This is a genomic window from Paenibacillus sp. FA6 (assembly GCF_051550225.1).
Taxonomy (GTDB): Bacteria; Bacillota; Bacilli; order Paenibacillales; family Paenibacillaceae; genus Paenibacillus_AQ.
Map to the genome: position 1 here is coordinate 3,818,488 of NZ_CP188820.1, position 25,392 is coordinate 3,843,879.

At 38.3% G+C, this 25,392-nt stretch carries 18 protein-coding genes; 3 read left to right on the top strand and 15 right to left on the bottom strand.

The genetic code is table 11. The features are described from left to right. Positions 1-132: 132 nt before the first annotated feature. Entirely contained in the window at positions 133-282 is a 150-nt protein-coding gene (locus ACP8HI_RS17765) for a hypothetical protein (protein WP_438347515.1), read from the top strand. A gap of 315 nt (positions 283-597) precedes the next feature. On the opposite strand, the gene ACP8HI_RS17770 is transcribed toward ACP8HI_RS17765, so the two are convergent. The 10 genes from ACP8HI_RS17770 to ACP8HI_RS17815 form a co-directional block, all read right to left on the bottom strand. After that, positions 598-1,866, bottom strand: coding sequence for a diguanylate cyclase domain-containing protein (locus tag ACP8HI_RS17770; RefSeq protein WP_438347516.1), 1,269 nt, complete (start codon positions 1,864-1,866; stop codon positions 598-600). A gap of 163 nt (positions 1,867-2,029) precedes the next feature. After that, a complete protein-coding gene (locus ACP8HI_RS17775) occupies positions 2,030-2,410 on the bottom strand; it encodes a DoxX family protein (RefSeq protein WP_438347517.1) in 381 nt (126 codons plus the stop codon). Between the two features lie 32 nt (positions 2,411-2,442). After that, a complete protein-coding gene (locus ACP8HI_RS17780) occupies positions 2,443-3,048 on the bottom strand; it encodes an alpha/beta hydrolase (protein WP_438347518.1) in 606 nt (201 codons plus the stop codon). A gap of 30 nt (positions 3,049-3,078) precedes the next feature. Then, positions 3,079-3,684, bottom strand: coding sequence for a flavin reductase family protein (locus ACP8HI_RS17785; RefSeq protein WP_438347519.1), 606 nt, complete (start codon positions 3,682-3,684; stop codon positions 3,079-3,081). A gap of 17 nt (positions 3,685-3,701) precedes the next feature. Then, a complete protein-coding gene (locus ACP8HI_RS17790) occupies positions 3,702-4,640 on the bottom strand; it encodes a ring-cleaving dioxygenase (protein WP_438347520.1) in 939 nt (312 codons plus the stop codon). A 159-nt stretch (positions 4,641-4,799) separates the two neighbouring features. After that, positions 4,800-5,396, bottom strand: a complete 597-nt coding sequence (locus ACP8HI_RS17795; protein ID WP_438347521.1) for an NADPH-dependent FMN reductase — start codon at positions 5,394-5,396, stop codon at positions 4,800-4,802. A gap of 18 nt (positions 5,397-5,414) precedes the next feature. Further along, on the bottom strand, positions 5,415-6,398 hold the full coding sequence (locus ACP8HI_RS17800) for a ring-cleaving dioxygenase (RefSeq protein WP_438347522.1): 984 nt from the start codon (positions 6,396-6,398) through the stop codon (positions 5,415-5,417). Positions 6,399-6,607: 209 nt separating this feature from the next. Then, complete coding sequence (cdaS, locus tag ACP8HI_RS17805) at positions 6,608-7,231, bottom strand: sporulation-specific diadenylate cyclase CdaS (protein ID WP_438347523.1); 624 nt, start codon at positions 7,229-7,231, stop codon at positions 6,608-6,610. Positions 7,232-7,493: 262 nt separating this feature from the next. Next, positions 7,494-8,939 (bottom strand): GMC oxidoreductase, encoded by a 1,446-nt coding sequence (locus ACP8HI_RS17810; protein WP_438347524.1) that lies wholly within the window; start codon positions 8,937-8,939, stop codon positions 7,494-7,496. Positions 8,940-9,163: 224 nt separating this feature from the next. Beyond that, positions 9,164-11,287 carry a glycoside hydrolase family 3 protein gene (locus ACP8HI_RS17815; protein ID WP_438347525.1) on the bottom strand — a complete coding sequence of 708 codons (2,124 nt, stop codon included), beginning with the start codon at positions 11,285-11,287 and terminating at the stop codon, positions 9,164-9,166. A gap of 153 nt (positions 11,288-11,440) precedes the next feature. On the opposite strand from ACP8HI_RS17815, the gene ACP8HI_RS17820 reads away from it, so the two are divergent. Further along, entirely contained in the window at positions 11,441-12,373 is a 933-nt protein-coding gene (locus ACP8HI_RS17820; RefSeq protein WP_438347526.1) for an AraC family transcriptional regulator, read from the top strand. 205 nt (positions 12,374-12,578) lie between these two features. Here ACP8HI_RS17820 and ACP8HI_RS17825 read toward each other — a convergent pair whose 3' ends face one another. Both ACP8HI_RS17825 and ACP8HI_RS17830 read right to left on the bottom strand, forming a co-directional pair. Then, positions 12,579-13,550: a hypothetical protein gene (locus ACP8HI_RS17825; RefSeq protein ID WP_438347527.1), complete on the bottom strand. Its 972-nt coding sequence runs from the start codon at positions 13,548-13,550 to the stop codon at positions 12,579-12,581. A 285-nt stretch (positions 13,551-13,835) separates the two neighbouring features. After that, entirely contained in the window at positions 13,836-15,035 is a 1,200-nt protein-coding gene (locus ACP8HI_RS17830) for an MFS transporter (protein ID WP_438347528.1), read from the bottom strand. A gap of 327 nt (positions 15,036-15,362) precedes the next feature. On the opposite strand from ACP8HI_RS17830, the gene ACP8HI_RS17835 reads away from it, so the two are divergent. Then, complete coding sequence (locus tag ACP8HI_RS17835; protein ID WP_438347529.1) at positions 15,363-15,539, top strand: H-type small acid-soluble spore protein; 177 nt, start codon at positions 15,363-15,365, stop codon at positions 15,537-15,539. A gap of 202 nt (positions 15,540-15,741) precedes the next feature. Here ACP8HI_RS17835 and ACP8HI_RS17840 read toward each other — a convergent pair whose 3' ends face one another. The 3 genes from ACP8HI_RS17840 to ACP8HI_RS17850 form a co-directional block, all read right to left on the bottom strand. Next, the gene (locus tag ACP8HI_RS17840; RefSeq protein WP_438347530.1) at positions 15,742-16,050 is read right to left on the bottom strand and encodes an ABC transporter permease; all 309 of its coding nucleotides are present in this window, start codon (positions 16,048-16,050) and stop codon (positions 15,742-15,744) included. Between the two features lie 287 nt (positions 16,051-16,337). Beyond that, the gene (locus ACP8HI_RS17845; RefSeq protein ID WP_438347531.1) at positions 16,338-23,921 is read right to left on the bottom strand and encodes a pectinesterase family protein; all 7,584 of its coding nucleotides are present in this window, start codon (positions 23,919-23,921) and stop codon (positions 16,338-16,340) included. 288 nt (positions 23,922-24,209) lie between these two features. After that, positions 24,210-25,058, bottom strand: coding sequence for a helix-turn-helix domain-containing protein (locus ACP8HI_RS17850; protein WP_438347532.1), 849 nt, complete (start codon positions 25,056-25,058; stop codon positions 24,210-24,212). Between the last annotated feature and the right edge of the window lie 334 nt (positions 25,059-25,392).

A 25,392-nucleotide genomic window follows, 5' to 3' on the forward strand; every position in this document is an offset into this window, starting at 1 on the left:
TAGCGGCCACTGAAAGACCTCAATTGTAGCTGGATGAGACTGTATGTTTGGTAAATATGAGTAAACCATGGATTTGATGAACTACGCAATTCATAATAAAAGGAGGCTTCTCACTAAGTTCAATTTGAACTCATGAGAAGCCTCTTTTTTATTCAATGTGGTAAACCGATGTTGTCTAGCTTGAGATTTCTTGCTGGGCAAGGGATTTCAGGTCAGTTTACCGGATACGCGATCTTCTTTAACCCCAGTGCGAGTTGCGTTCAAGGCATCTTCGATGCGTAGTTTTCGTTCTTAATAAACTCTTGATAAATCCTGGTTACAACTGTTTACGCTATATTCAAATTAGGAAGGTGATAAATATGAACTTCGTTAGATATACTCGAATATGAACAAGATGCTTGGGAGAAGGGCGTGCGAGAAAAACATGAACATCGTTGATGCAGCTACTTCAGTTGAAACATACGTATGATCATCGAATAGGCCTAGAGCAAACATTTCTGTAAGAAGTCGTTCATTAGCTTGATCGATACGTTTTTTTGCTTATCCCCTATCAATTCATTTCCCCCAATCTTTTTAAAAGAATTTCATACAGGTTTTCTACAGAGTTTTCTCTATTTCATAAAATTGAAATACATTACGTTGTTCTTTCGCTAGATAGAGTGCTGCATCCGAACGTGAAATGAGTATTTTAGAATTCATTCCGTCTTCTGGGAAAACTGCGATTCCAATACTGGATGTCGCTACATTTTTTTGATTGTCAATGAAATAAGGAACTTGAAGGGCATTATACAGACGTGATACAATTTCTAACGCAGCCTTCTTTTCCTTAAAGCCATTTAATAGTACTAGAAATTCATCCCCTCCTATACGGCAAAGAATATCTTCTTCTCTCACGTTCTCTTTTAATCGATTAGCAAATTGTTTTAATAGTTGATCCCCCACTCCATGACCTAGCGAATCATTAATACGTTTAAATTTATCGATATCAATATACATCACTGCAAGCATTTGACTCTCTTTCTTTGCACTTTCAATTGCTTGATTGATCTGTTCTGTAAAATAATGCCTGTTCGTTAAACCTGTTAATGGATCATGGAATGCTAAAAATTCGAGTTGTGCTTCATAATTTTTTTTGGATGTTATATCTCTCAATAATACTTGAATAACAGATTCACCTTCAAAAACAATAGACATCATAATAATTTCAACCCAGATTGTTTCACCGTCGAAACGTAATAGTTGTTCAATAATTGGTTCTTTTCTAGATATAACCTGATGTATTTTTCTTTTAAACGCGGTTTGATCATCTGTCCTAATAAACTGCCAAACAGATTGACCAAGTACATCTTTTACACTCTTAGCCCCAACTAAACTGATCCCAGGCGAATTTACAAAGACAATTCTTTCATTACTTTCAACAAAAATAGCATCTGGTATAAATTCGACTAAATTTCGATAGCACTCTTCACTTGCCTGAAGTCTTCGTTGAATATTCATTTGTTCGGAAAAATCTTTATACATACCAACAGCCAGTACTTCCCCATTATTAATCGCACGATAGGAGGCTAATATGTCTAAAACGACCCCGTCTTTTCGTTTTCTTTTCGTTACATAGTACGGATTGTCATGTCCTTGCTTAAATTTTGTCAATTGTTGCTCATGCTCTTTCGATGACATATCTGAAAAAAATGGAAAACAAGTAGCCTCGCTAAAATCTGTTTCCTCCCAACCTAGTATAGAGGTAAAGGACGGATTCGCAGAGAGAATTCGTCCATCATATCCAATGGTGAAAATGGCGTCATTCGTATTGCTCCACACAAGTTCTAGTATGTCTTTCTCCACGATTGGTTGACTACTAAATTCCATTTCCCATTCCCCTTCGACTGAAAGATTAAAATAATTAAAAAAAACTAACCGGATTAGTTACCGATTAGCTTCTAGATAATATATCATGCTTCAACTGTAGAGCTATCAATATGCTAACTAGGATAACTGATCATCTCATTAAACCTTGAATACAGTATGTCTTTTATTGATTGAATACGCGTTTATCGACTGCGTATAATTGACTGCCCGCGATGGCTAAGAATGCTGCCATTGCCATTAACGCTAAATCAAATTCGAAGCCATCTACAAATCCAGCTGCAAACTTCACTGTAATAATAGCACCCGCCATAAGTAATACAAATAAACCTGCAACAATACGAGTTGCTAAACCGATGATTAACAAGATTCCACCTACTAATTCAAGACTAGCTACACCATAAGCTAAAAATCCTGGTAAGTTGATACTTTCAAACCATCCAACTGTACTTCCTATTCCATCTTGAAATTTAACCAGACCATGTACTGCAAAAATTAATCCTAATACGACACGTATGATAAGTGCCCCTACTTCATTTCTAAACATTTTTAATCTCCCCTTACTATCTCTTCTTTTAATTAATAAACTTGTTGATACCATTGTTTTGCAGCTTCCACTTCTGTCATTGTAAGCTGATGTCCAGTATTTACCCATTGAACACCTACTGATGCACTTGCATCTTCTAACATTTGTTGAAGTTCAACCGATTCTCTTTGAGGACAAATTGGATCGTTTGTTCCGGCTGCTATAAATACTTGGATACCTGTTAAATCTGGAAGTGTTATGCCACGTCTTGGCACCATAGGATGATGTAAAATCGCACCCTTTAATGCATCGTTAAAGTGGAATAACAGACTAGCCGCAATATTAGCACCGTTTGAATAACCAATAGCCACTATGTTTTGACGATCAAATTTATATTTAGCTGCAGCTTCATCTAAAAAGCCATTGAGCTTATTAGTACGGAAAATTAAATCTTCCTCATCAAATACACCTTCAGCTAAGCGTTTAAAGAAACGGGGCATCCCATTTTCTAATACATTTCCACGTACGCTGAGTATGGATGCTTCTGGATCCAAGATATCTGCTAAAGAAATTAAATCATGCTCATTTCCGCCAGTACCATGTAAAAGTAATAGGACTGGCTTTTCGTTATTTGTTCCTTTTTTATAAATATGTTGCATACTAATATACCCTCCTATGAGTTGCGCTCATTACTTTGGTCTTTCAATGGAGAAAATATCACCAATTGCCGCATAATTAGCTCCAGCTAAGCGGCTGACAGCGTTTAAGCCTCTCGGGTCAATTCGACCATCTTCATAAATCGCTTTATCAATGTGAAAACGTACAACCTCTCCAATAAACAAATCACTACCTGGTCCATCTCCACCGAAGGGAATGGATTGTACTAGTCTGCATTCCATCCGAACTTTCGCTTCCATAACTCCCGGTACAGATACGTTTTCACTTTGTACCAGCGTTAGATTCGCTAATTCTATTTCACTTTCAGTAGCAGATAATGACGCTGCAGTTTCATTGATTTTCGCCACATTTTCATCATCTACAATATGCACAACGAATTCACGACTGCTATAAATATTTCTTGCAGTATCTTTCAATTTATCACTAGGTCTTTGGATAGCAAGTGAAACCATCGGTGGGTTGGATGAAACAATATTGAAATAGCTAAATGGTGCACCATTTACGATGCCATCCTCAGATTGGGTAGTAACAAAGGCTATAGGTCTTGGAATTATAGAACCAATTAGTAGTTTATAATTATCCCGCTCACTATTTTGTTTTGGATCAATTGAAATCAATATGTTCTGCCCCTTTATTAATCGATTGAAAACACTTGAATTGGAATAAGCGAATTGACTAATTGCTCACGATGTTGTTCGTATTGAGCTGGTAACATCAACTGAGTACCCATTGTTTCAGGTGTCTCATCATGTGCAAATCCTGGTAGATCTGTTGCAATTTCAAACAGGATTTCCCCTGATTCACGGAAGTACATCGCGTTGAAATAATTACGGTCCTTCAACTCCGTTACATGTTGACCATGATTCATGGCATGTTGTTGCCATTCAAGATGATCTGCATCATCCTGTGCACGCCATGCAATATGGTGAACGGTACCAACACCCATTGATCCACTTACACCAGTCACCATTTTTAGATCAATAATATTACCGATATCTGCTGGAGCTTTAAAGCGTCTATAATCACCCTCAGTTCCAACTAATTCAAGTCCCATTACATTCGTTAATGTTTTAGCAGTTTCTTCTGGTCTGCTTGAATAAAGTGTTGCACCACCAAAACCTTTAATTGCGACTTCTGGTGTAACTCCGCCAAATGTCCAATTGTTTTGTACACCTTCTGCACGTGCAACAAGTTCTAAATGTAAGCCATGTGGATCATCAAATTGAATCACTTGTTCTCCAAAACGCTCCGCTTTTTTTAATGGAACTGCAAATGTTGCAAGACGGTTGACCCAAAAGCTTAATGCTCCGATTGGGACTACATACGTTGTCACGCCAACCTGTCCGTCTCCAATTTGTCCTTGATAGGCATCTGCCCAAGGGAAAAACGTAATAATTGTTCCTGGATTTCCTCCTCCATCTCCAAAATACAGGTGGTATGTGCCTGGATCATCGAAATTCACTGTTTGTTTGACTAAACGTAAACCTAGTACTTCTGCATAAAAATCAATATTTTCCTGTGGATGACCTACGATTGCTGTAATATGATGAATGCCCGCTGTTTGTTTTTCCATTATTATAAACCTTCCTTTCTATCCGAATCATTTTAGTATAAATTCTGAGCAAAACCTTCAATCCACTTAATAGCGTTTTGCTCAAAATTTATTTATTAAAAACACAAAATGTGCATGCGCAGATGCACATGCACATTTTGCGATTTCCTTACGTTATAATTATTTACGAACTGTATTTAATGCAGTTGTCCAAGGGATAACTTGGTCTAGCATTTGATTTACTGAATCTGCTTGTACAGAAGCTGGTTTAAAGTTAGTACCACTTTCGAAGTCCGTAAATAATGATAATGCTGGATGTACACGAACGTGCGCTACAAGTAATTCACTTAAAATACCTCGTAAATGCTCTGTCGCGCGAGCTCCACCTACCGAACCGTATGATACAATACCTGCTGCTTTGTTGTTCCACTCTTCACGCAAGTAATCTAAAGCGTTTTTTAGTGCTCCTGTAATAGAGTGATTGTATTCTTGAACGATGAATACGAATCCGTCTTGTTTTGCGATGATTTCTGACCATGCTGCTGCACCTGATGCGTCGCCGCCAGCCTCACCTAAAAGTGGTAATTTGTATTCTGCGATATCGATAATCGTGTAGTTTGCATCCCCACGTTTATCTGCTAATTCTTTTACCCATGCCCCTACTTGTGGACTTACGCGTCCCTCACGTGTTGATCCTAAAATAATACCTATGTTTGATTTTGTCATTGTTATTTCCCCCTCTTGTTGTGTTCCAAATAATTTATTTAAAAATCCCATTTTTTCTATTTCACCTCCTTATAAGTACTCTTTTTCTATTTTAAGTGTGCTACGTACCGTGTTGATTGGTCGCACTGATGCCTCAATTCGTTCCCGTTTCCCTTCAAGGAAAGGTGGTAACGATAAAATTTCCCCTACTGTTTCGTAAGGCTCATCCCCCATAAAGCCAGGACCATCTGTTGCCCATTCAAAAAGGATGCCAGGTGCTACGCGTGCATATAAAGATTCAAAGAAGAAGCGATCCACATACCCAGAAGTACCGAAACCAGCAGCTTGCATATGTTCAATCCATTCATATAATACTTTCGTATCTTCTACGCGGAAGGCTGCATGATGAACTGTACCATAGCCTTGACGACCTTCCGGGAAAATCGTATTATGTTCCACAATTACTTGCGCACCATTCCCACCTTTACCAATTTCAAATAAATGCAGTGAACCTTCTTGTGCGATTTCACGCATTAACATTACTTTTTCCAAAATTTCTTTTAAATAATCAAATTGTGCAATACGAACATGAATCGGTCCTAAGCCTGTAATGGCAAATTCCAATGGTACGGGACCATTTTGCCAAGGCGTTCCTGATTCAATACCCTCATTAAATTCATCAGAAACCAACATATATTGTTGGTCATCAAAGTCCACAAATGAAATAGTTTTCTTACCGAACACTTCTTCAATACCATTATTCTTTACTTTATACTTATCAAAACGTTTCACCCAGTAATCAAGTGCATCGTCTGTCGGCACACGAAAAGAAGTTTTATAAATCTCGTTCGTTCCATGTGTTCCTTTTGGAATACCTGGAAAATCAAAGAATGTCATATCTGTACCCGCAGAGCCTTTATCGTCCGCGAAGAATAAGTGATATGTTTGAATATCATCCTGATTGACTGTTTTCTTTACTAAACGCATTCCTAATACGTATGTGAAAAACTCATAGTTCTTTTCTGCACTACTTGTAATAGCTGTTACATGGTGAATTCCTTTTAAAGGATTCATTATGTTCCCTCCTTTTATTACCTCGAATGTATAACTCTCTATTTTAAGATATTTATTTAAAAAAATTTATACTATATTTGCATGATGTCCAATTTGTTTGAGTAATTCTAATACAGCAAACCCCTTCAACATACCCCTAAATATAATATCTCTAATTCGAGATAAATATAACATGATTTCATTTTTTCTGTCAACACTTTAGTTAATATTCAAATGAAAGAGCTAGTTACACTTATAGGGAAAAGACTTCCGTCTATTGCAAAAGAAATAATCCCCGACTCTTCCGAAACTATAAGAACTAACGCATCACTTTTTTCCGAGAGTCCTAATGCTGCACGATGACGGGTACCGAGTTTCTTTCCACCTGAAACGACGTTAGATAAAGGAAGAACATTTGCTGCGGAATATATTTTATCTCCTTTTATTAATACAGCACCATCATGTAAAGGATTCCCAGGATAAAAAATGGATTCCAATAAGGAATTTGTCAATCTCGCACCAATAATGGTACCCGCTCGAATTAATGATTCTATACTATCTTTACGCTCAATTACGATTAACGCACCATGCCTTTGATGAGAAAGATGTTGAATACAAGTAGATATTTCCAAATATTTATCAGTATAGGGAGACAAATAATTGTTGAGATAAAAAGAAGCCGCCATCGTTTCAACTTGTTCAAATTTATCCTTAAGATCCTTAAGCTCACCTAAAACACAATAACTATCATTGTTTAACGTTTTTATACCTATATTTATGTCAGCTGATATGTTCTCTAAACTTTCCATCAATTTGATCTTCAATTGAGATAAATCCAAAGCTCCTTGGGACATTAAGGTACCTCTTTTCAATATTAGTATTGTCCACTTTAACTATACCCAAATTTAAATTAAACATACTTACTTCTCCAATGTATTATTTAGTTTCAAAATATTTATCTATAACTTAAAATTTTATATTTTTCTATTTGAAAAAAATCCTCTTTAGCCCAATTAAATATAAACCAAAAAGCATCGACTTCTTAGAAAGTTGATGCTTTTTGTGTTTATATTTAGTTTTTAAGTATAAAGCGCATTTTATTAAATAAATCAATTACTAACTCGACTGACGTACAATATGATCTGCTAGCCTTATAGCTAAAGCTACATTGGAAAGGACAGGTCCAGCCGCAGTGAGTGAAGGAAGAACACTGTTGTCAGCTACGAATAAACCTTGAACACCATGTACTTGACCGTGGCGATTTGTAGCTGAAGTATTTGGATCGTCACCCATTCTGCAAGTGGAAGCCTCGTGCATGTCACTTCCAGGTGGACGAAGAGTTAGAGTAGAAGTATCTAAAGTAACTCCCATCGCAGCAGCAGATTGGATAATTCCTTGTTTAACTTGTTCAGCTACTTGACGGTCTTTATTGCTTAAAGAATATTGAACTTGTTGTAACGGTACACCGAATTCATCCTTTGTAGATGCATCTATGTACACTCTATTCTCAGCCCGAGGCTCAACTCTACCAAAGGATGCATATACAATCATAAGCTGATCTTTCAGAACCTTATCTTCAAATTGCTGATAGGAAAAATATTGATCAGGTCCAAGAATCTGAATATGATAAGGTGACTCATTTGTCTCGAATTTCAAAATAGATAAATTGCCGATTTTATCAGAAAACTGACTTCGTTTTATTGTTCCAATCGCGATGATGGACACATGCCCTGTTAAATATCGCCCAATAGCAGGTCCCTGAAGTCCAGAATTAAGCAATAAACGTGGAGTCTCTAAAGTACTTGCAGACACTACTACATTTTTTGCCCGAATAAAGTGAGCTTTCTTATCCTGAGAAAATACTTCCACACCAATTGTTTGTTCATTTTCAACAATTACTCGAGAGACAAATGCATTTACAGCGAGATCATATGGTCGATCAAAAAGGGCTGCAGCTAGAGCATTGATCGAACTGAACCAAGGATTTGAATGGACTTCCCCTTGCCGGGAAGGTGTCATGTCAAAAGCAACTGGCATATCATTTGCTTCGAGTATACCACCTGCATGTAGCCTCTTTAAAAGAGTGTTTTGCATCGATGAACCTTTCGCATAATCGGTTGTAACATGTAATAATTTCTCGGCCATCCCATAATATACATTCAATTCCCGAGGGTGAATCGGCCATTTATTGAGCTCTTCTAGAACTGGCCTAGGAGTCGCCGCGTTCCAAAACAATGACCTTCCCCCAAGTGCGTAAACCATTCTCGCTCCCGAAAATTGAGGCAACCGTTCACCTATAGCTGTTGAATTATCAGGAAGAAGTTCATCTCTTGCAGTATTAACATTCTGCGTGGGAATGTTTAGGGAATGGGAATGAAATAACTTATCTCCCATTTCAAGAATTCCAATTTTTTTTACTCCTTGATTTTTCCACAGTTCACAAAGTCTCTGCAAGGTCGCTCCACCACCAGGGCCACTTCCCACAATGAGGACATCATAATTTGTACCTGACATTTCTTCAAGTGTTTTTGTTGGAATCCAATTATTTTTATACTTCACCACGGCTACACCACTCTCCTCTTCATAAACATCCTTTTAAGATATGCACCAAAGTTTGTCCTAGATTACAAGTTATCTACCATGTTACATAAACTATGAAGAAAGAGACCTCCCATAAGTTCTGTGAACTCATGAGAACCCTCTAATTTAACACGATGTGGTCAAAATGTGGTCAAACGAGGTTTCCTCGCAAGGAAACCCTTGATTCATAACAAAGACTTTTGTTCTTAATATGTTAGTCCATGACCAAGCTTATATATATTACCATCGCTATCCTTATAGGCATATTGTAATCCTTCAGGCATATATTTGTCCTTGTCATAGCCCGGCACATCATTTCTCGATACACAATCTCCATTTTCATCAACTGCAATAACCGCTTCACTCGCTGGTAATGTCAACGGTAGCACACCTACTGGTCGGCTAATACCCGCCATAACTTCATATTGTGCCTTATAGAATGTGTCGTACCCAGCGATCAATGCATCTGCCAAAGGTTCTACGTTTCCAAGAATCCACGGTAATGTAACATTTACACTTATAATAGCTTTCCCACCGCGATTATGAATACTTTCTACAACTTCCTTAAGATGCTCCATACCAAGCAACGTAGTTTCCTCATACGACGTACCATCTAAAGCAGTTTCCGTTTTATTCTCGCATATTTCAAGTTCTAAAAGCCCCGGTGTCGCATTAAAATAAGCGCCAGATTGTGGATTTAAGAACAAAATAGCAACATCAGCTTCTTCATAGTTATCGGTTAAAGTGAATTGACCAAGATCTTGACATTCCCTCTTCGCTTTTTCAGTGTAAGAGGTTGCTCGTTCTGCATCTTTGTGGAACACTTCCACATAAACCTTCTTACCTGCCATTTTTTTAGCGGTCAAAGGTAGGGTCTCCTGTTGATTTTTAAGCACAGTTACTGATTTTTTATGCGCCTCATAAGCAGCTTGCCAGCTAGCAGGATTACTAACTGTTGATGCAGCTACTTCAGTTGAAACATACGTACGATCATCGAATAGGCCTAGAGCAAACATTTCTGTAAGAAGCCGTTCATTCGCTTGATCGATACGTTTTTCGCTTATCCATCCACTGTTAATCGCTATTTTTAGATTTTCAATATCATTAGTATCAGCAACCATATCTGTACCCGCATTGATGGCTTTAGCAAAACGTTCAGCCTCACTAAGCTCTTCAACACCCCAGCTCATTTTGCTCGTAATACCACTGTCGCTATTTACATAACCTTTGAAGCCCATTTTTTCTCTAAGAATATGATTGAGGAAATAATGATTGAATGTAAAACCAACCTCCTCGTAAGGGATATCTTCACCCTCAAACTCTTGTACCACACTCTTTTTGATACTAGGCATAGAATAATATGGCATGATGGATGAGGTGCCATGATCTACCGCAGCTTGGAATGGTGGTAAATGATAATCTTCCAAGCTTCCTGGTGTTGGATATAGGTTCCACTTTCCTTCTTTATAGTGAGGATCAAATCCATTTTCCCTCGCGCCTCCACCAGGGAAATGCTTTGTTGTCATAGCAATACTATGCTTATCTATACTCTCCCCTTGAAAACCGTCGATAATACGACCGATAGCATCAGCAATAAACTCTGGATCTTCACCAAACGTACCATACGACCTTTGCCATCTAGGATCTGTAACCGTATCCGCCATATACATATAGCCTTTTCTTATTCCTGTAGCATCCCACTCATCATGTGCTATTTGGGCAAATTGACTTATAAGCGATGCATCACCGCCATTTTTAATATCGCCCTTAGCTGCTGCAGCAAGTCCTAAAGTTCCTGGCCAAGTGGAAAAAATTCCAGCAGCGTCATTCATACCAAAGATGAACTCTGTATTCTCGTTTCTTGAATTCGAAGCAATTAAGCAAGGGATACCAAGACGTGTTCCTTCACATAATTCGTTCATGGAATTAACCCACTCTGCCATTTGAGCTGGACTCCAGTTATCTCTCAATATGAAATGTCGCAAATTCATTTCTTTAATCGTATGTGTTGTGCCCATTACTTTAGTAATAGCAAAAATACTTTCTCCCTTTTCAACAATACCTTCATCTAATACGCCATTATGACTGGTCATATTCTTATCTTTTTGAGTAAGCCCCATCTGACGAGTATTAATAAGCATCATACCGATCTTCTCATCGATATTCATCAAGGAGACTAGATTCTCCGCACGTTCTACCGGACTCAAACGCCAATCTTCATATGGATCCAACTTTCCGTCGTTATTCAAATCTTTAAATTTCAATCCATCAACTTCAATAATGTTCTTGGATCTGACTTCCAAATCAGGTTGTTGACCTTTAAAATTCATTATTATTCCTCCTAAGTCCGTTTTGTATATTAACATTTGTTATCGCTTTCTCGCTTACTGTATACTGTTATCATAACAACAAAAAATTAAAAATAAATGACGCTTATTGCTAAGAACATTGTAAAAGTTGCTGTATGAGAGGAAAAGAACATAATGAAGCAATCTATTCTTATTCCAGTCATAAAGAGCGGATTTGAAATTAACTACTTCATCAAGAAAAACCCATTCCATCAACAGAATAGTTATTTTAAGACAGATGGTGAATCATGGGATGACTTCTCCCAATTAGAGAATTTATTCCGATTACATCAGCACGATAGTATGGAGATTCTTGTATTTTTAGATGGGGATTGTGAATTTTTCTGTGAAGGGAAGACATATTCACTAAAGAAAGGAGATGTTATAGTCATACCTCCTTATGCCGTTCATCAAGCTATTGTTAAAAATTTCGATAGCTATGAGCGAATCATTATTAACTTTAGCGAGCATTTATTAGATGACTTTATATCTAGTTCACCATCTATGAAAGAGAATATTAATTATCAAAAGACACAGGGTTCTTATGTATTACAACTACATTCGAAAAAATTTCAAGATATTCTTTCTGTACTTCAAGAGCTTTACCACAAGATAATGAATGATAAAGGAAATGTTTCCTTCTCAACAAATTACCTATTTTTCCAACTTGTTCAAGATATATTCGATCCTGCAAGTAGCATGCCCAACCTTAATAACAATAATGAACTGGACCAAAGGATCTTATCTATACTAGAATACATTGAATTACATTTGACAGAGCCGGATCTAAGTCTAGCAAGTGTATCTAATTATTTTCATTTGAATAAATACTATTTTTCTCATTATTTCACAAAAAACATGAACCTACCCTTTTACCGTTATGTATCATTAAAGCGACTAGCTTATGCTGTAACTATGATTAAACAAAATCAACTATCCATTGAGAAAATTGCCTTAAAATGCGGCTTTCTTGATTATTCTAGTTTTTATAGACTATTCAAAAATGAATATCATCTCTCTCCAAAAAAACTACAAAAAGAATACAAAAGTGTATTTTATACTCATTAATAATGATGATTCCAATATTAATTTTCATGTAGCAATTTAACAGGGAGCACCACCTAGAATTAGTACAACTAATTTATAATAAAAGAGGAGCCATTCTTCGACAAAGTCTAGGTATGGCTCCCATTATTATATGGACTTTTTCAACGACCTCCAAAATTCGAAAGACCAGGCCTCAAGGAAGTTCGAGATACTATGTTTGATGCCATTACAATCCGTCTAATATATTATCGATATCTGTAGCTACTGTACGAAGATCTACGTCTTCACCTAATCGGAGTTGAGACTCCACCTTTCCCATCATCTCTTCAACCTTATTTCGTCTCTGATCATGTTCAAGTTGGCTTGTCTCACGGCTCAGTAAGTCTTCCGTATGATCTGTTATCCTTTTCTTCATTTCCTGAAAAACATTAATGTTTCTCTCTAGTCGGAGAGTTCTCTGGAGAAGAGTGTCGAGTTCCATAGATATCTTTCCTATTTCCTTTTGAGATTTCATTCCATCAAAACGAGAAGATTGTACAAACTTCTGTACAAGTTGTTCTGCCTGCTCTTGGTGATGTAACAAATTCTCTAATAAATATCTAGATGACTCCTTGAGCCCTTCGATCTTCTCACTAATTTCAGTATATCTAAGCTGTACAGATTCAACGAATGAAGTAGAAGTTTTTGTAATCGATTTTATTGTTTCCATTGCTGTCATATGTGCATCAATCTGCTCAGCTAATGCAATAACGTCATCTTCTAAAACATCCACCGTATGTGATGATGCCATCAATGCAAAATAATTAATTTCACACTCGTTTAATCGATTTTGAATTTGATCTACTTCATGATGAGATAAGAGCATTTCACGTTCAAGTTTTTCAAGCTCACTCTTCGTTTTTCCCTCAACAAGCCCTTTTTGTACATCTTGTATCACTTCAGAAAGAATTAATCGATTAAGTTCTACGCTTTTATCATTCATTAATTGCTTTATATATTTAAGCTTTTTCTTCATATTTCTAAAAATTCTCATTAATATGCTTATGAGTGCAATAACGCATAATATAGCAATAGCAAGTAATATCCAGCCTATATGAGCAAATATTAAATCGATTGCCCTTCCTAAAAATGAAGACAATGCGTCCTCTACAACGCGTTCCGTTATACCTTCTATATCACTAGAATACATATTTCCCATAACCAGCCCCCTTTCTTAATCATAACGGATATGAAGTTCTAATATCAAATCGAGTAAGAACTTAGATTTTATCTGGTAGCACGCCACCAAATCCAACTACATTCAACCCCCATTGAATACTTCTGCAAACGTTGGGATCTAATGGCATCTTAGTTCAAAGACCTTCTTCTCCCTTGACTAACGGAGTGCTTAAGTCATGTAGGGGCTGTCCCAAAAGTCAATGTTGACAATGGTACAGCCCCAGTTTGTTATGGTTTATCCCGTTCGTATGCTAGTATGTTTCGTTCAGGATGATTTTTTCTTATTAGCTTCTAATGTTACGGTTTTCTTGCTCCCAATTAGATACAATAACAAAATAACAATCATAAAAGCTGAAGAATAACTAAAAGTCATGCCGTACCCAACACTTTTTGCTAAGAATCCAAGTCCTACTGATCCAATGGCCAAACCAAAATCTATAAAAATAAGAAGCATAGAATTGGCTGTTGCTTTTTTCTCGGGTGGAACAAGAGTTAATGCCCAAGCTTGGATAATTGGATGGAGTATGGCAAAAGCGATTCCGAATAACCCCCCTGAAACGAGAACCATCCACATACTAGTTGAGAAGCCTAATAAGATCAAACCTACTGCCCCTGAAATAGCACCAGGAATAATAAGGATTCTGTGACCGAATCGATCGAAAATTTTACCAGAGAAAGCACGAATTAATATCATTGCAATCCCTTGTGCGATAAAAAATTGAGAAATACTTCCACCAACATTGATTTCTTTACCAAACGCTCCCATAAAGTTGACAGTTCCTGCGAGTGCCATATAATTGAACGCTACCAAAATACTTGGAAGAAGGACACGCTTATCGAACATGTACCTATAGAAAGGTTCTTTATTTGTCGCCTGTTGCCTTTCCTTTTCTTTTTTAACCGTATTTTTTGTGAAAAAACTGCACAGAAATGCAATAAACATTAGACCCAGAGTTAACATCATCATCGACCGGAATGAATAATTCGCAAGATAAGAAATAGCGATTAGTGGCCCCAATGTCGTCCCAACGCTTGTAGACATTGCGAAAAAAACAATGCCCTCACCTAACCGAGATTTAGGAACAATATTACTTGATATCGTAAAGACTAAACTCGTAAGCATACAAAATCCAATACCTTGTAGTGCTCTAATGAATATTAAAAATACGATGGAGTCGTTTACAAAAGTAAGACCGATTGTGCCCAAAAAATAAAGGAGGGAAATAATGAGGAGCAATTTCATATTAACTTTTTGGATAATTATACTTGCAAAGAAGCGCGTAATTAGTGATGCTAACATTAAGGTCGTAGTCATGATTCCTGCAATCGCAGGATTATCACTAATGGTTGATACAAAAATTGGGAAACCTGCTGTAATCATATAAAAAGAAGAGAACATTACTAAAGACAATAATATAATAATTAAATATTGGTTTGTCCATAGTTTAACTTTTTCTTTACCCATCGTATATAAAACCCCCTTTCAATGGCTATTTCTAAAAATAGTGATGATTTATACGTCACAATTGCTTTTTAATTCATTAAAAATTTATTATTTCCTTATTTTCTAAAAATATGTAAAGTTATTTTCAATAAAAGTAATACATAAATCAGATGGAATGATTAATAGAAAACTCAAACAGATAATGAGCTTTTGTCTCTTTGCTTAATACGCCTATAGAAATTCAGCATCTGTCGCCCTCCAACGTGACCAGTTCTCAAAATTTTATATAGGATAAATTAACTTACTGATTCACAAACTACATATAATTCGAAATGAAGGAGAGTAATTATGAACAAACAACGAGCAATTGAAATTTCAGAATCACCAATTATGGAAAATGTGACTTACCAAGGAAATCCTGTATTTATTCAACATGTTAATGATGATGGCACAGCGAGAGTATATCCACTTGATAAATCAGAGCAAGAACAAACTGTATCCTTAGAAAATCTGATTGAGAATTAATTCAGCTTGGGACCTCAAATCGTTGTTACTATAAAGAGACAGAATCAACAAAAAATAACGCCTACTATCTAAGTAATCTGATAGTAGGCGTTATTCTCCATTTGCTATAGCTTATACCTTTTTTTACGCTCAGAACGCATGAGAATGGGAAAGAAAATTACAAGTAGCAGGTACATAAGCCCAGCAAGTGCAAAGGCAATGATCATTCCAACAATAATTTTTGAAAAATACAGCTTTTTTTTGAATAACCATAAGTAATCCAGTTGATATAGGTTTGGTTCTTATATTCCAGATAGAACAAAGAACCAATCAATATAAATACTACCATAGGAAAGAACATTGAAAATTGATTGTTGCTGAAAAAAAACAGATCACCAAGAGGCTTTCCGCTTCCATTTAGGAACAGTCCCAAGCTACCAGTCAGTACTGGAATAAGTGTAAGCAGAAGCAACATAAGCAAAAACCATTCTCTTTTGAGTTTGCGAAATTCATTTATGATTAAAATTTTCATTATGACTCCTCCTTTTGATAGGAGGTCATAATGTTCTCATACAGCTTTTCTAAATCCTGTTCATTTTCATAAGTGTTCTGCATGGTTTTGATAATTTGCCCGCCACGAATAAAAATCAATTCATCTGCTATCGCTGCTATATCGCTATTTCGATTTTTTCGACGGAAATACACCCCAATATATTAGAAAAGGGCTGCCCTTAAGCTAATGTTTGAAACTTATACTATTATGTCAAAAAAACCGGCTGGCCTATGTATCATAGGCCAGCCGGTTAGTTCGTTATTTCATTATTTCGTTACATTAACGACAATCGCTTCGCTCTTGGTTACACCTGCGTCATTCTCCAGTTCCACGATATACTTATAGCTGCTGGCTTCTCGATCCGAGATTTGCGTTGAAGCAGATTGTGCGAGTGATGTATTGGCCGTCAAAGTTTGGGTATCGATCAGAAAGCCATTTTCGTACAATCTATATACCTTTGCATTCGTACCCCACCACTTATTCATTGTTATGACATAATTTCCATCGCCAACCCAGTTGTCATGGGACAATACTGGCTTGGCAGGATCGGCATCCTTGACCTGAACTGTGAGCGGATCACTTTCTGTTGCTCCTCGCTTATTAATGAGCTTCGTAGTATATACATAGGTTCCATTTGTCCGTCCTGTAATTACCGTCTTCGCTAATTGAGCCTGAGGTGAATTCATGGTGAGCTGCTGCATATCGATGAGAATACCATTCTCATACAATTCGTACTTATCGCCATTCTCACCCCACCACAGGTTCATCGTTATGGTGTAATCACCGTCCAACAATCCGGTATCATGGCCATTATCACTCGACAATACCGGTTTGGCTGGTACACCTTGTACAGGGCCTTCTTCACCTAAGGTTCTCACTTGCAGGCTAGGACCCTCTGAACTCCAATTCCCTGCTGCATCGCCTGCTCCTACTCTAAACAGATACGAAGTCTCAGGATTCAATCCAGTTACTTGATAACTCTGTGCAGTTACAGTATCTAACAGCTTGCCATCCCTATATACGCGATAGGATGTTACACCAGTATCATCGCTTGCACCTGTCCAGGAGAGAGTTACTCCTTCGCTGGTTATATCGGATGCTGTCAGCTTCGCATCGGTCCAAATCGGAGGCGTGACATCTCCTGTACCTTGGCTGGTAAATTCAACAATATACTTACGAACTGTGCCGTCCAGCGCGGTAACTTCTATCGTTGCCGAGCCTGGCAGAGCTTCAGCTTGAATCACTTGCACAGAGGCGCCAGAAGTTTCTTGTTCCGCCGTTACCACCGGAATCGATGAGCCTTCTGGCAGCTCTACCTTGTAGTGATATTCGTTCTTGTTGAAATCAGCCAAGGCTATTCCATCAATCGCTACCCCGCTTAATTGCGCATTGCTATCAGGCAGCATCAACCTCTCGGTCGGATCCCATTGATCCGTACCGCCCAGCATCGATTGAACGGTGTATTGCTCAGCCTCATCAATCGTTAACTGCTTGCTCCAATCCATCCGTTCTCCTGGCTTCGCGCCCGGTCCGGAGGAATTATACTCAGCATAACGCGCAGTCAGTTCATTCGCAGGATTGCTCCAATTATGCCATCCGGCAGGCTTAATATGATCATCCATCCAGGTATTGATATAGACCACTTGAGCGTAAGGACGCCAAGGTCTTCCCAAATCAACCGTACCTGCCCCCAATCTATCCGCTTTCGTCAAACGGCTGCTCAGAAATAAATATCCCGGCTGGCCTTGATCACTTGAGGCTGCTGTAATGTATCCGTTGCTCTTGCTGTGCAGCACACTATTCTCGAATACGGCCTTCGCCCCACCGAAAATGTAGTCCACATCCCCTTCAATATAACTATCGACATAATATTGCCGTCCGCTATGAGTATAGAGTGTATCCTGGTCACCGAGTAAATGAACATTCTTCAGAACCCCATGGTCACTCTTAATCAACAACGCCACTGCCTGACCTGTATCATCGCCAGAGTCATTCTGAATCGTCAGATCTCGAGCGGTAAATTCATCGCTTTCTACCAGCACACTGTAGCTTCCAGAGGTTCCCACCGTGCTACCGGGTTCAAGACCGATTGTGTTGGCGTTATCGTTATACACGAGAACGGTCTGCTCCGGTCCTTCACCGATCAAAGTCAATTTGTTCTTGCCGGATGAAATCTTGATTTTCTCCCGATACACGCCCGCTTTAATCAATAACGTCCGCGGTACGGTGGCGTTGTCAGGCAAAGAATCGATAGCCGCCTGCACCGTCGTGAAATCACCCGATCCGTCTTTAGCGACGATAACTAACGGACCCGGAATAACGCTAACCTGTTCAGAGGCGTAGCTCTCTCCATGCTCGTTCAATGCGGTTACTACATAATAATACGTAGTTCCATCCGTTAAATCACTATCCGTAAATGTTAACGTGTTCAAATTCTTGCCTACAATTTCATAATGACTGCCACTTACCGTACTGCGCTTCACTTGATATGCAGACGCCCCATCTACCGCTTCCCATGTTAGCTGAGCTTGTTCCTGTCCACCGGTCAGAGCTTCAACTGCCGCAGGAGCTACTGCTATATCGGTGGAATCAAGCGAACGAGAACCGATTACTTTAGACGCAAGCCCCTTAGTAATCCCTTTCATAGCCGTCACTTTATAGAAATAAGGCGTACCGTTGGTAACGGATGTATCCACATATTTCGTGTCTCCATCTTGTTCCGCTACTACAGTAAAGCTACCGTCTGCCGCTGCAGCACGTTCGATCAAATAAGATGTTGCGCCTTCAACTGCTAACCAAGAGAGCTCTATCTTATCTATTAGCGCTGCTGCCGTTACATCGATTGCCGTACCGAGCGGAGTAATAGGAGTAGCTGTGATCGCTGTGGAATCCTCGCTCTCTCCACCCACATTGCTTGCAGTTACAACATAATAATAGGTTGTAGCGTTGCTTAATCCTGCGTCACGATACGTTGTTAACTTGGTTGTAGTGACGTTATCGAAAGGCCCGTTTGCAGCCAGTCCCCGTTTTACTATATATTGAACTGCACCTTCTACAGCATCCCAAGATAAATCTGCCGATTCATCTCTGGATAATGAGACTAGATTAAGTGGTGCAGCCGGCTTATCTGGATGAATCGTTGGCGTAATCTTTGCCTGATTAGACGATTTACTCTCTCCTGACACCCCTACCGCGGTTACAACATAATAGTAAGTCACATCATTGCTAACCGTTTCGTCGAGATAACGAACCTCTTTGATACCTTTGGCAATCGTTACGTATGGGCCACCGTTTGTGAGGCTACGTTTGATGTTATAGCTTAGCGCCCCATCCGCAGGTACCCAATCCAATTGCACCTTGCTGTCCCCCGCACTAGCCATTAATCCCTTAGGAGTCTCGACGGGTTCGATATAAACCTTGATGTTGTCATAGTAGAAGTTACCGCTTCCCGACCCCGGCATCTTCGCTTGAAAGGCGCCAATCCCCTGGGATTTAATATCAGCCGGATCTTTAATCGGAACAGTCCCTTTGAACTCATCATTCACATAAATATCCGCATCTCCGATGATCGGATTAGTAACAATTTTCAGATTAATCCACTCGTTATTCCAGGCTACTTTACCCGCCTCGCTAACCGGCGCTTCCATCAGCTTATAATACGTGCTATTAACATTGGCGACTAGCGTATAGTTACTTTCCTCGGTGCCATTTTCTTTTTTCGGCTTACGCGTCTCAATCGAAACGGCAACTTTGGATTTTGCCGCATTGGTCAATTGGAACACAATTGCCGTTCCCACGGCAGCACCTGGCTCAGATGGCATCATCACATCCGCCTCGGCAACGATTGTTCCTAGCTGCGGAGTGAATGTCTTGCTCATATCGGTATTGCCTGTCGAAGGCTGACCTGTTCCCGATTCCTGATCGTACATAAACAAGACTTTACCCGACTTGTTACCGATTCCGGCAGCACCTGAAGGTACGGCTTCTACTGTCACCTTGTGACTGCTATCCTGCTTCGAGTTCGTATAGCCCTCCGGCAGCTCTCCTATAGCATCGTTTTCAAAATCGTCATTCACCAGATATAACCTGTCATCTTGTTTAATCTGTTCAATTCTAATACTATCAATGACAACAACTGAACTTCCTTCAGTACGTAATTGAATAAATGATTGTTCTGTTCCAATTTCTGACTCAATAATAATTTCTCCTGGAGTGAGGGTTAAAACAGTTTCTTGAAATATTTTGGATTTCGCTCCATGGATAGAATTATTATCATTTGATGTATTGTTATCAACAAATACTTGCAATCTTCTACCTGGATTGCTTGGATCCAAGGCAGTATCTGCTACATTGATGATCATTCTGTATGGTTTGCTTAAATCAAATGCACCACCTGGAGTAAAGTCAGCTGTTGAATCAACCAAAGCTCTAGCTCCAATCGTTAATCTGCCTGATAAAGTTACTTTACCAGAATCTACAGTTACTGTTCCGGCATTTTTTAGATACATTGGTTTAGATGCATCATCTGGCAATGCTTTGTAATTAGCAGTAAGAATTGTATTCGTTGTCGCATTTGAGAAATCATCTTCCATGATCGTCTCATAATCTACCGGTTTCTCCGGTTCTACTACATCATCTGGATGTGCCATTGTCGTGCTTACATCAGAAAATACCGCTGTATTATAGTTGTTAATTTTGCTTGTATCTTTAGCCGAATCCACAGAAAATCCAACGTAAGCCACTTCACCCAGAGCAATATTTTTGTCTCCTACTAACTTCCACTCATTTCCATCGGGTGATGCATAGGCTGTGATTTTATTTCCTTTACGATCTAACTTTAACCAGTAAGGGAAGTCTGTGGATAATAAACTTGGCAAAGTTTGGTCAGGATAACTAGCATCATTTAATGTTGCAATCGTCTGACCATTGGCTAGTCTAGAAGATAAATTGATTGAATATGGCGTTTTAGACTCAATTCTGTCTGACTTTATAATAGATGTACTCAATATCGCAGTTGCCGCATCCGGTGCAAGACTTGATCTTATCATAATTCCTGCAATCGCATTGGTCTCGACAGGTGTAGCAGAATTTATTTTTGCAACAAATTCACCATCACCTTTAAGCTCTTGGTAACCAAAGTGAAAAGCATCATTTTTACCCGTAATTCTTCCTGAACCTTTGACCGTTATCACACCATCTTTATCCACACTAGTATTCCCTTTAATTGCAATATTCCCAACATCTGTGGAATTCCAAACATCACTATTTAATGGACTATTGATGTGTATAGGTGCTGATGTTGATTGTGTTTGATTCCTTTTTTTATCTGTAACCAGAATACTTACAAAATGCGTTCCATCCGGTGAACCTTTCCAAGTGAAAGTATAGGGTGCAGATGTCGCTTCACCTATTTTGTCCGCTCCATTAAAGAACTCGACCTTCTCAATTCCATTAGGGCTTGAAACGTTTGTCTTAACTACTAAGTCCTTGCCCGCCTCATGGATAGAATTTAATGTTGGACTCGTGATTTCAGCAACTGGATTATCTGCAGCATGATCCATATCTACGATTGAATTTAGATAAATTTCAAGATTAGAATATCCACTTCCGGTAATTTCCTTCCCATCTTCTGGATTACTCGGGTCAAGAACATTTGCTGTTTCCCAAGCATCTGGTATACCATCACCATCACTATCTATCGGTGCGGGTAAAGATTGAAGTTCCGGATAACCACCAACCTCATTTTCATTGTTAATGAACCGACCTGTCCCATTGATCATATCGCTTACAATTCGTGCATCAACTGCATCTCTTTTTGGAAGAGTGGCCCCAGCTTTATCAAGAACATCTTCATAGGCATCTTCCGCAGTTTTAAGCTCCCTCATTCTCTTTTCCGGGAAAGGAATGGGTTCTTTTCTAATGGTAGCATCTGCAGACGGACTAATAATTCCTATTTTGTTATTTGCAGTTACATCTGGTGCTCCAAACATATAGTTTCCAGCTACATACCAAGAACTTGGACTACCAAAAATCCCTGGATTGACAATGGTCTTTCTTTGATTATCTTTCGTTCCTGGACCTGGTTTCATATAGTTATTCACAATGTTCACGTCCGAGAAGTTACCACCATATATGGAGTTAAATCCCCAGTTATAAATGACATTATTATTAAAATCTACTGTCGTTTGTCCTGGATTGGAACCACCAATTCTCGGATTTCTACTAGTATGTGTGGCAATGATATTATTATGATACGTGGAGTTTTTCCCGCCAAAAATACCACCATATCCATGCTTTCCTTTTTCATGTCCAGACATCGTTAGACTTTCACTTACCATACTCCATTGAATGGTAATATTTTCACTTCGATAGACGGATAATGTTTCATCTGTAGACCAGCTCGTTGAGACGTGGTCAAGAATTAAATTTTTAATATCAACTCCATCGATTGCATCCGGCTCATCTTTCATATTGGTAATTCCGGGACGGAACCGCATGTATCTGATGATCACATTTTCTGAACCACCTAGATTTAATCCATAGTGAGCTAAAGTTATTCCATCCCCTGGTGCTGTTTGTCCAGCAACTGTTACATTTTTAAGTTGAGGACTTAATATACTTTTCAATTTAATTGTACCTGAAACTGCAAATACAACCGTTCGATTATGTTCACTTAATGCGTCTCTCAAAGAACCTGGAATTGGAGTTTCTCCTGGACCATAATCCTCTAATGTCGTAACGGTATATACATCATGTCCTCTACCACCAGCTGTGAATTTCCCTCCACCTTCAGCTCCCGGGAAAGCAAGCATTTTGTCCATGTTTTCTTTTACTTCAATATTAACAACGTCAGAAGTAGAAGAACCTTTTGCGTTATTTGCCTTAACTTTAAAATAATAAGTACCATCTTTAACAACATCAATTTTTGAATAGGTCAATACCGTTTCAATAGCACCAACGACGGCTTCAAAAGGACCATTTGGATCCGTTGCCATTGTCACTGTGTATGATGCAGCACCATATACGGCATCCCAATTTAAGAAAGCAGATAAATCCTCCGTGCTAACTGTCACATTCTCTACTTTTTCTGGTGCAGCTTCTGGGTTCACTAACGGATCATCAATTCCTTCATAAACCTTCATATTATCGAAGTAAACTGATATGGCTGGGCCAGCTGGTGCCCTTGTTTTCACTCTATCAATCCCCGCTGTCCCATCTGCAGTCAGGAATCTCCATTTATAAGTTGGTTTTAAAACATTATTGATAATCGGGGTTGCTTCTTGAGTTTGCGGATCTACTAACAATCTTATGTTATACCATTCATTCACTTGGAAATCATCCACAAGGATTGCATGTCCACCTGGTATAGAATATCCAAGAATGTTTTTTCCATCAATCGTTCGTAATTCAACTTCAAGAGCTACTCCGCTTCCATTTAGTAGTCTAAGAACCTTCGTAGCATGTCCAAACGTTTCTGTCATAAAATCAATTTCTACTGTAAACGGTTTTGTTTGTCTAGGAATGTTTTTAACCACCGCTGGGTCTGAATCACTTAGATCTTCTACCGATATAACTTTACCTTTTTCCCCCAGTGGGTCAACGACCACTTTAGGTATACTTTTAATGGTCTTATCTTTACTCCATTCGTACAGTACGAAATAGTTATCTGATGCTGGAAGATCTTCAACAGCAGTACCTGATGTTTTGTTTTCGAAGTCATCATTCACTATATATACACGCTCTGTTAACCCGGACTTAGGACTTTCTTCCGAAAAAACCTCTATATTCATAGACGATAACACCATCACCATGATTAAAGACATGGCTATAATTTTTCTGAGTTTTATCATTTTATCCTCCTAGTATATATCACTTTGATTGCGCTTACATAAATAAATCTTCTAACTGTTAACTATACCAACTCCCAACCTCTATAATTTAAGATTCAGGGTTCATTGAAGAGCCTACCAAAAGCTATCTACAATTACCTATATTGAAATTTTAACAAAAATTAGCAAGTAATTCTTGCTCTTTTTCACCCTCTTTTTATAAAAAGTTCGCTTTTTTTGACATTTGTAAGCAATATGAATTTGAATTTCCAATTATGAAAAGCATATCCCCTTGAACTTTCCTTTTCATTATTTTCCATTTTTACGGTATTTCAATGGAGATAAATTCGTGATTTTTTTAAAGACTTTATTGAAATGAGCGATTTGTGTAAAACCCACTAATCCTGCGACATCAATAATCCTAAAATTAGTTTCTTTCAGAAGTTTTTGTGCTTCTCTTATTCTCACAAGTTGTATATACCTGCTAATATTAAAACCTGTAACATTCTTAAATGCTCTACTAAGATAGCTAGGACTAATATAAAATTCATTGGCGATGCTATTAAGTGAAAGTTTGGTACTGTAATTTGTATTTATATAAGAAGCGATGTTTAACATGTTTCTATCAACAAGACTTATTATTTCTTCTTGGGCGACGTTTTCATTTAAGCCATGTCTATGTATCGCTATTAGGAGCATGGAAAGTGAAGACTTAATATATAACCCATGTTGTTCCCCTTTCATCTCACATTCCTTAAGTATCTCATTTAAGATCCTTTCGACCTGCATTTGTTCTTGAACAGTCAAATGAATTTTATATGGAAGCTCTTTAAGATAAGCTAAATTAAAGTTCTCCATACCGATCTGTCTTTCGATAAACTCTTCTTTAAAATGTACAACGATTCTTTCTGCCTCTACATCTTTAACACTAGAAGTTTTATGCGCATCATACGGATGAATAATCACTAGATCACCTTTTCCTGCGTGAAATAGCTGATCATTGACAAAGAAAAGTTTTTCACCTCTTAGCAGATAATATAGTTCAAAGCCATCATGGAAATGAGTACTCCTCATTTCTGTATAACTTTTTTCATTTACATATCTAATTCTAAAAATATTATTTTGCAAATCATAACTTTCAATTGTAAGATCATCCATCGTACTACTACTCCTTCTTCTTCTTCAATTTTGTAGACACAGTGTAATTTCAACTATTTTCCCAATAAGCATATCATCATTATAAATGAAAAAAATAAGGTATTCGACGATTCAATCGTCAAATACCTTTGCAACGTTCGATGGTCTTGCTACTCATCCGATATAAGCGGCAACGTGAACATAAAGCTTATGCTGACCTTCGGTACACTTTCAACGGCAACCTCACCGTGCATACGATGGGCATTCTTCTTGACTATAGTCACTTACTCCAAAAGTCTCTACCCCACTAGGTGCTGACTCTACAACATAGTGGTCAAATTCTAATTTAGCTGTC

Bases quoted from the DNA above. Each gene is read 5' to 3' on its own strand.
- ACP8HI_RS17765 (WP_438347515.1), top strand. From the start codon at position 133: ATGAGAAGCCTCTTTTTTATTCAATGTGGTAAACCGATGTTGTCTAGC.
- ACP8HI_RS17770 (WP_438347516.1), bottom strand. From the start codon at position 1,866: ATGGAATTTAGTAGTCAACCAATCGTGGAGAAAGACATACTAGAACTT.
- ACP8HI_RS17775 (WP_438347517.1), bottom strand. From the start codon at position 2,410: ATGTTTAGAAATGAAGTAGGGGCACTTATCATACGTGTCGTATTAGGA.
- ACP8HI_RS17780 (WP_438347518.1), bottom strand. From the start codon at position 3,048: ATGCAACATATTTATAAAAAAGGAACAAATAACGAAAAGCCAGTCCTA.
- ACP8HI_RS17790 (WP_438347520.1), bottom strand. From the start codon at position 4,640: ATGGAAAAACAAACAGCGGGCATTCATCATATTACAGCAATCGTAGGT.
- ACP8HI_RS17795 (WP_438347521.1), bottom strand. From the start codon at position 5,396: ATGGGATTTTTAAATAAATTATTTGGAACACAACAAGAGGGGGAAATA.
- ACP8HI_RS17800 (WP_438347522.1), bottom strand. From the start codon at position 6,398: ATGAATCCTTTAAAAGGAATTCACCATGTAACAGCTATTACAAGTAGT.
- cdaS (WP_438347523.1), bottom strand. From the start codon at position 7,231: ATGTCCCAAGGAGCTTTGGATTTATCTCAATTGAAGATCAAATTGATG.
- ACP8HI_RS17815 (WP_438347525.1), bottom strand. From the start codon at position 11,287: ATGAATTTTAAAGGTCAACAACCTGATTTGGAAGTCAGATCCAAGAAC.
- ACP8HI_RS17820 (WP_438347526.1), top strand. From the start codon at position 11,441: ATGAAGCAATCTATTCTTATTCCAGTCATAAAGAGCGGATTTGAAATT.
- ACP8HI_RS17825 (WP_438347527.1), bottom strand. From the start codon at position 13,550: ATGGGAAATATGTATTCTAGTGATATAGAAGGTATAACGGAACGCGTT.
- ACP8HI_RS17830 (WP_438347528.1), bottom strand. From the start codon at position 15,035: ATGGGTAAAGAAAAAGTTAAACTATGGACAAACCAATATTTAATTATT.
- ACP8HI_RS17835 (WP_438347529.1), top strand. From the start codon at position 15,363: ATGAACAAACAACGAGCAATTGAAATTTCAGAATCACCAATTATGGAA.
- ACP8HI_RS17840 (WP_438347530.1), bottom strand. From the start codon at position 16,050: ATGAAAATTTTAATCATAAATGAATTTCGCAAACTCAAAAGAGAATGG.
- ACP8HI_RS17845 (WP_438347531.1), bottom strand. From the start codon at position 23,921: ATGATAAAACTCAGAAAAATTATAGCCATGTCTTTAATCATGGTGATG.
- ACP8HI_RS17850 (WP_438347532.1), bottom strand. From the start codon at position 25,058: ATGGATGATCTTACAATTGAAAGTTATGATTTGCAAAATAATATTTTT.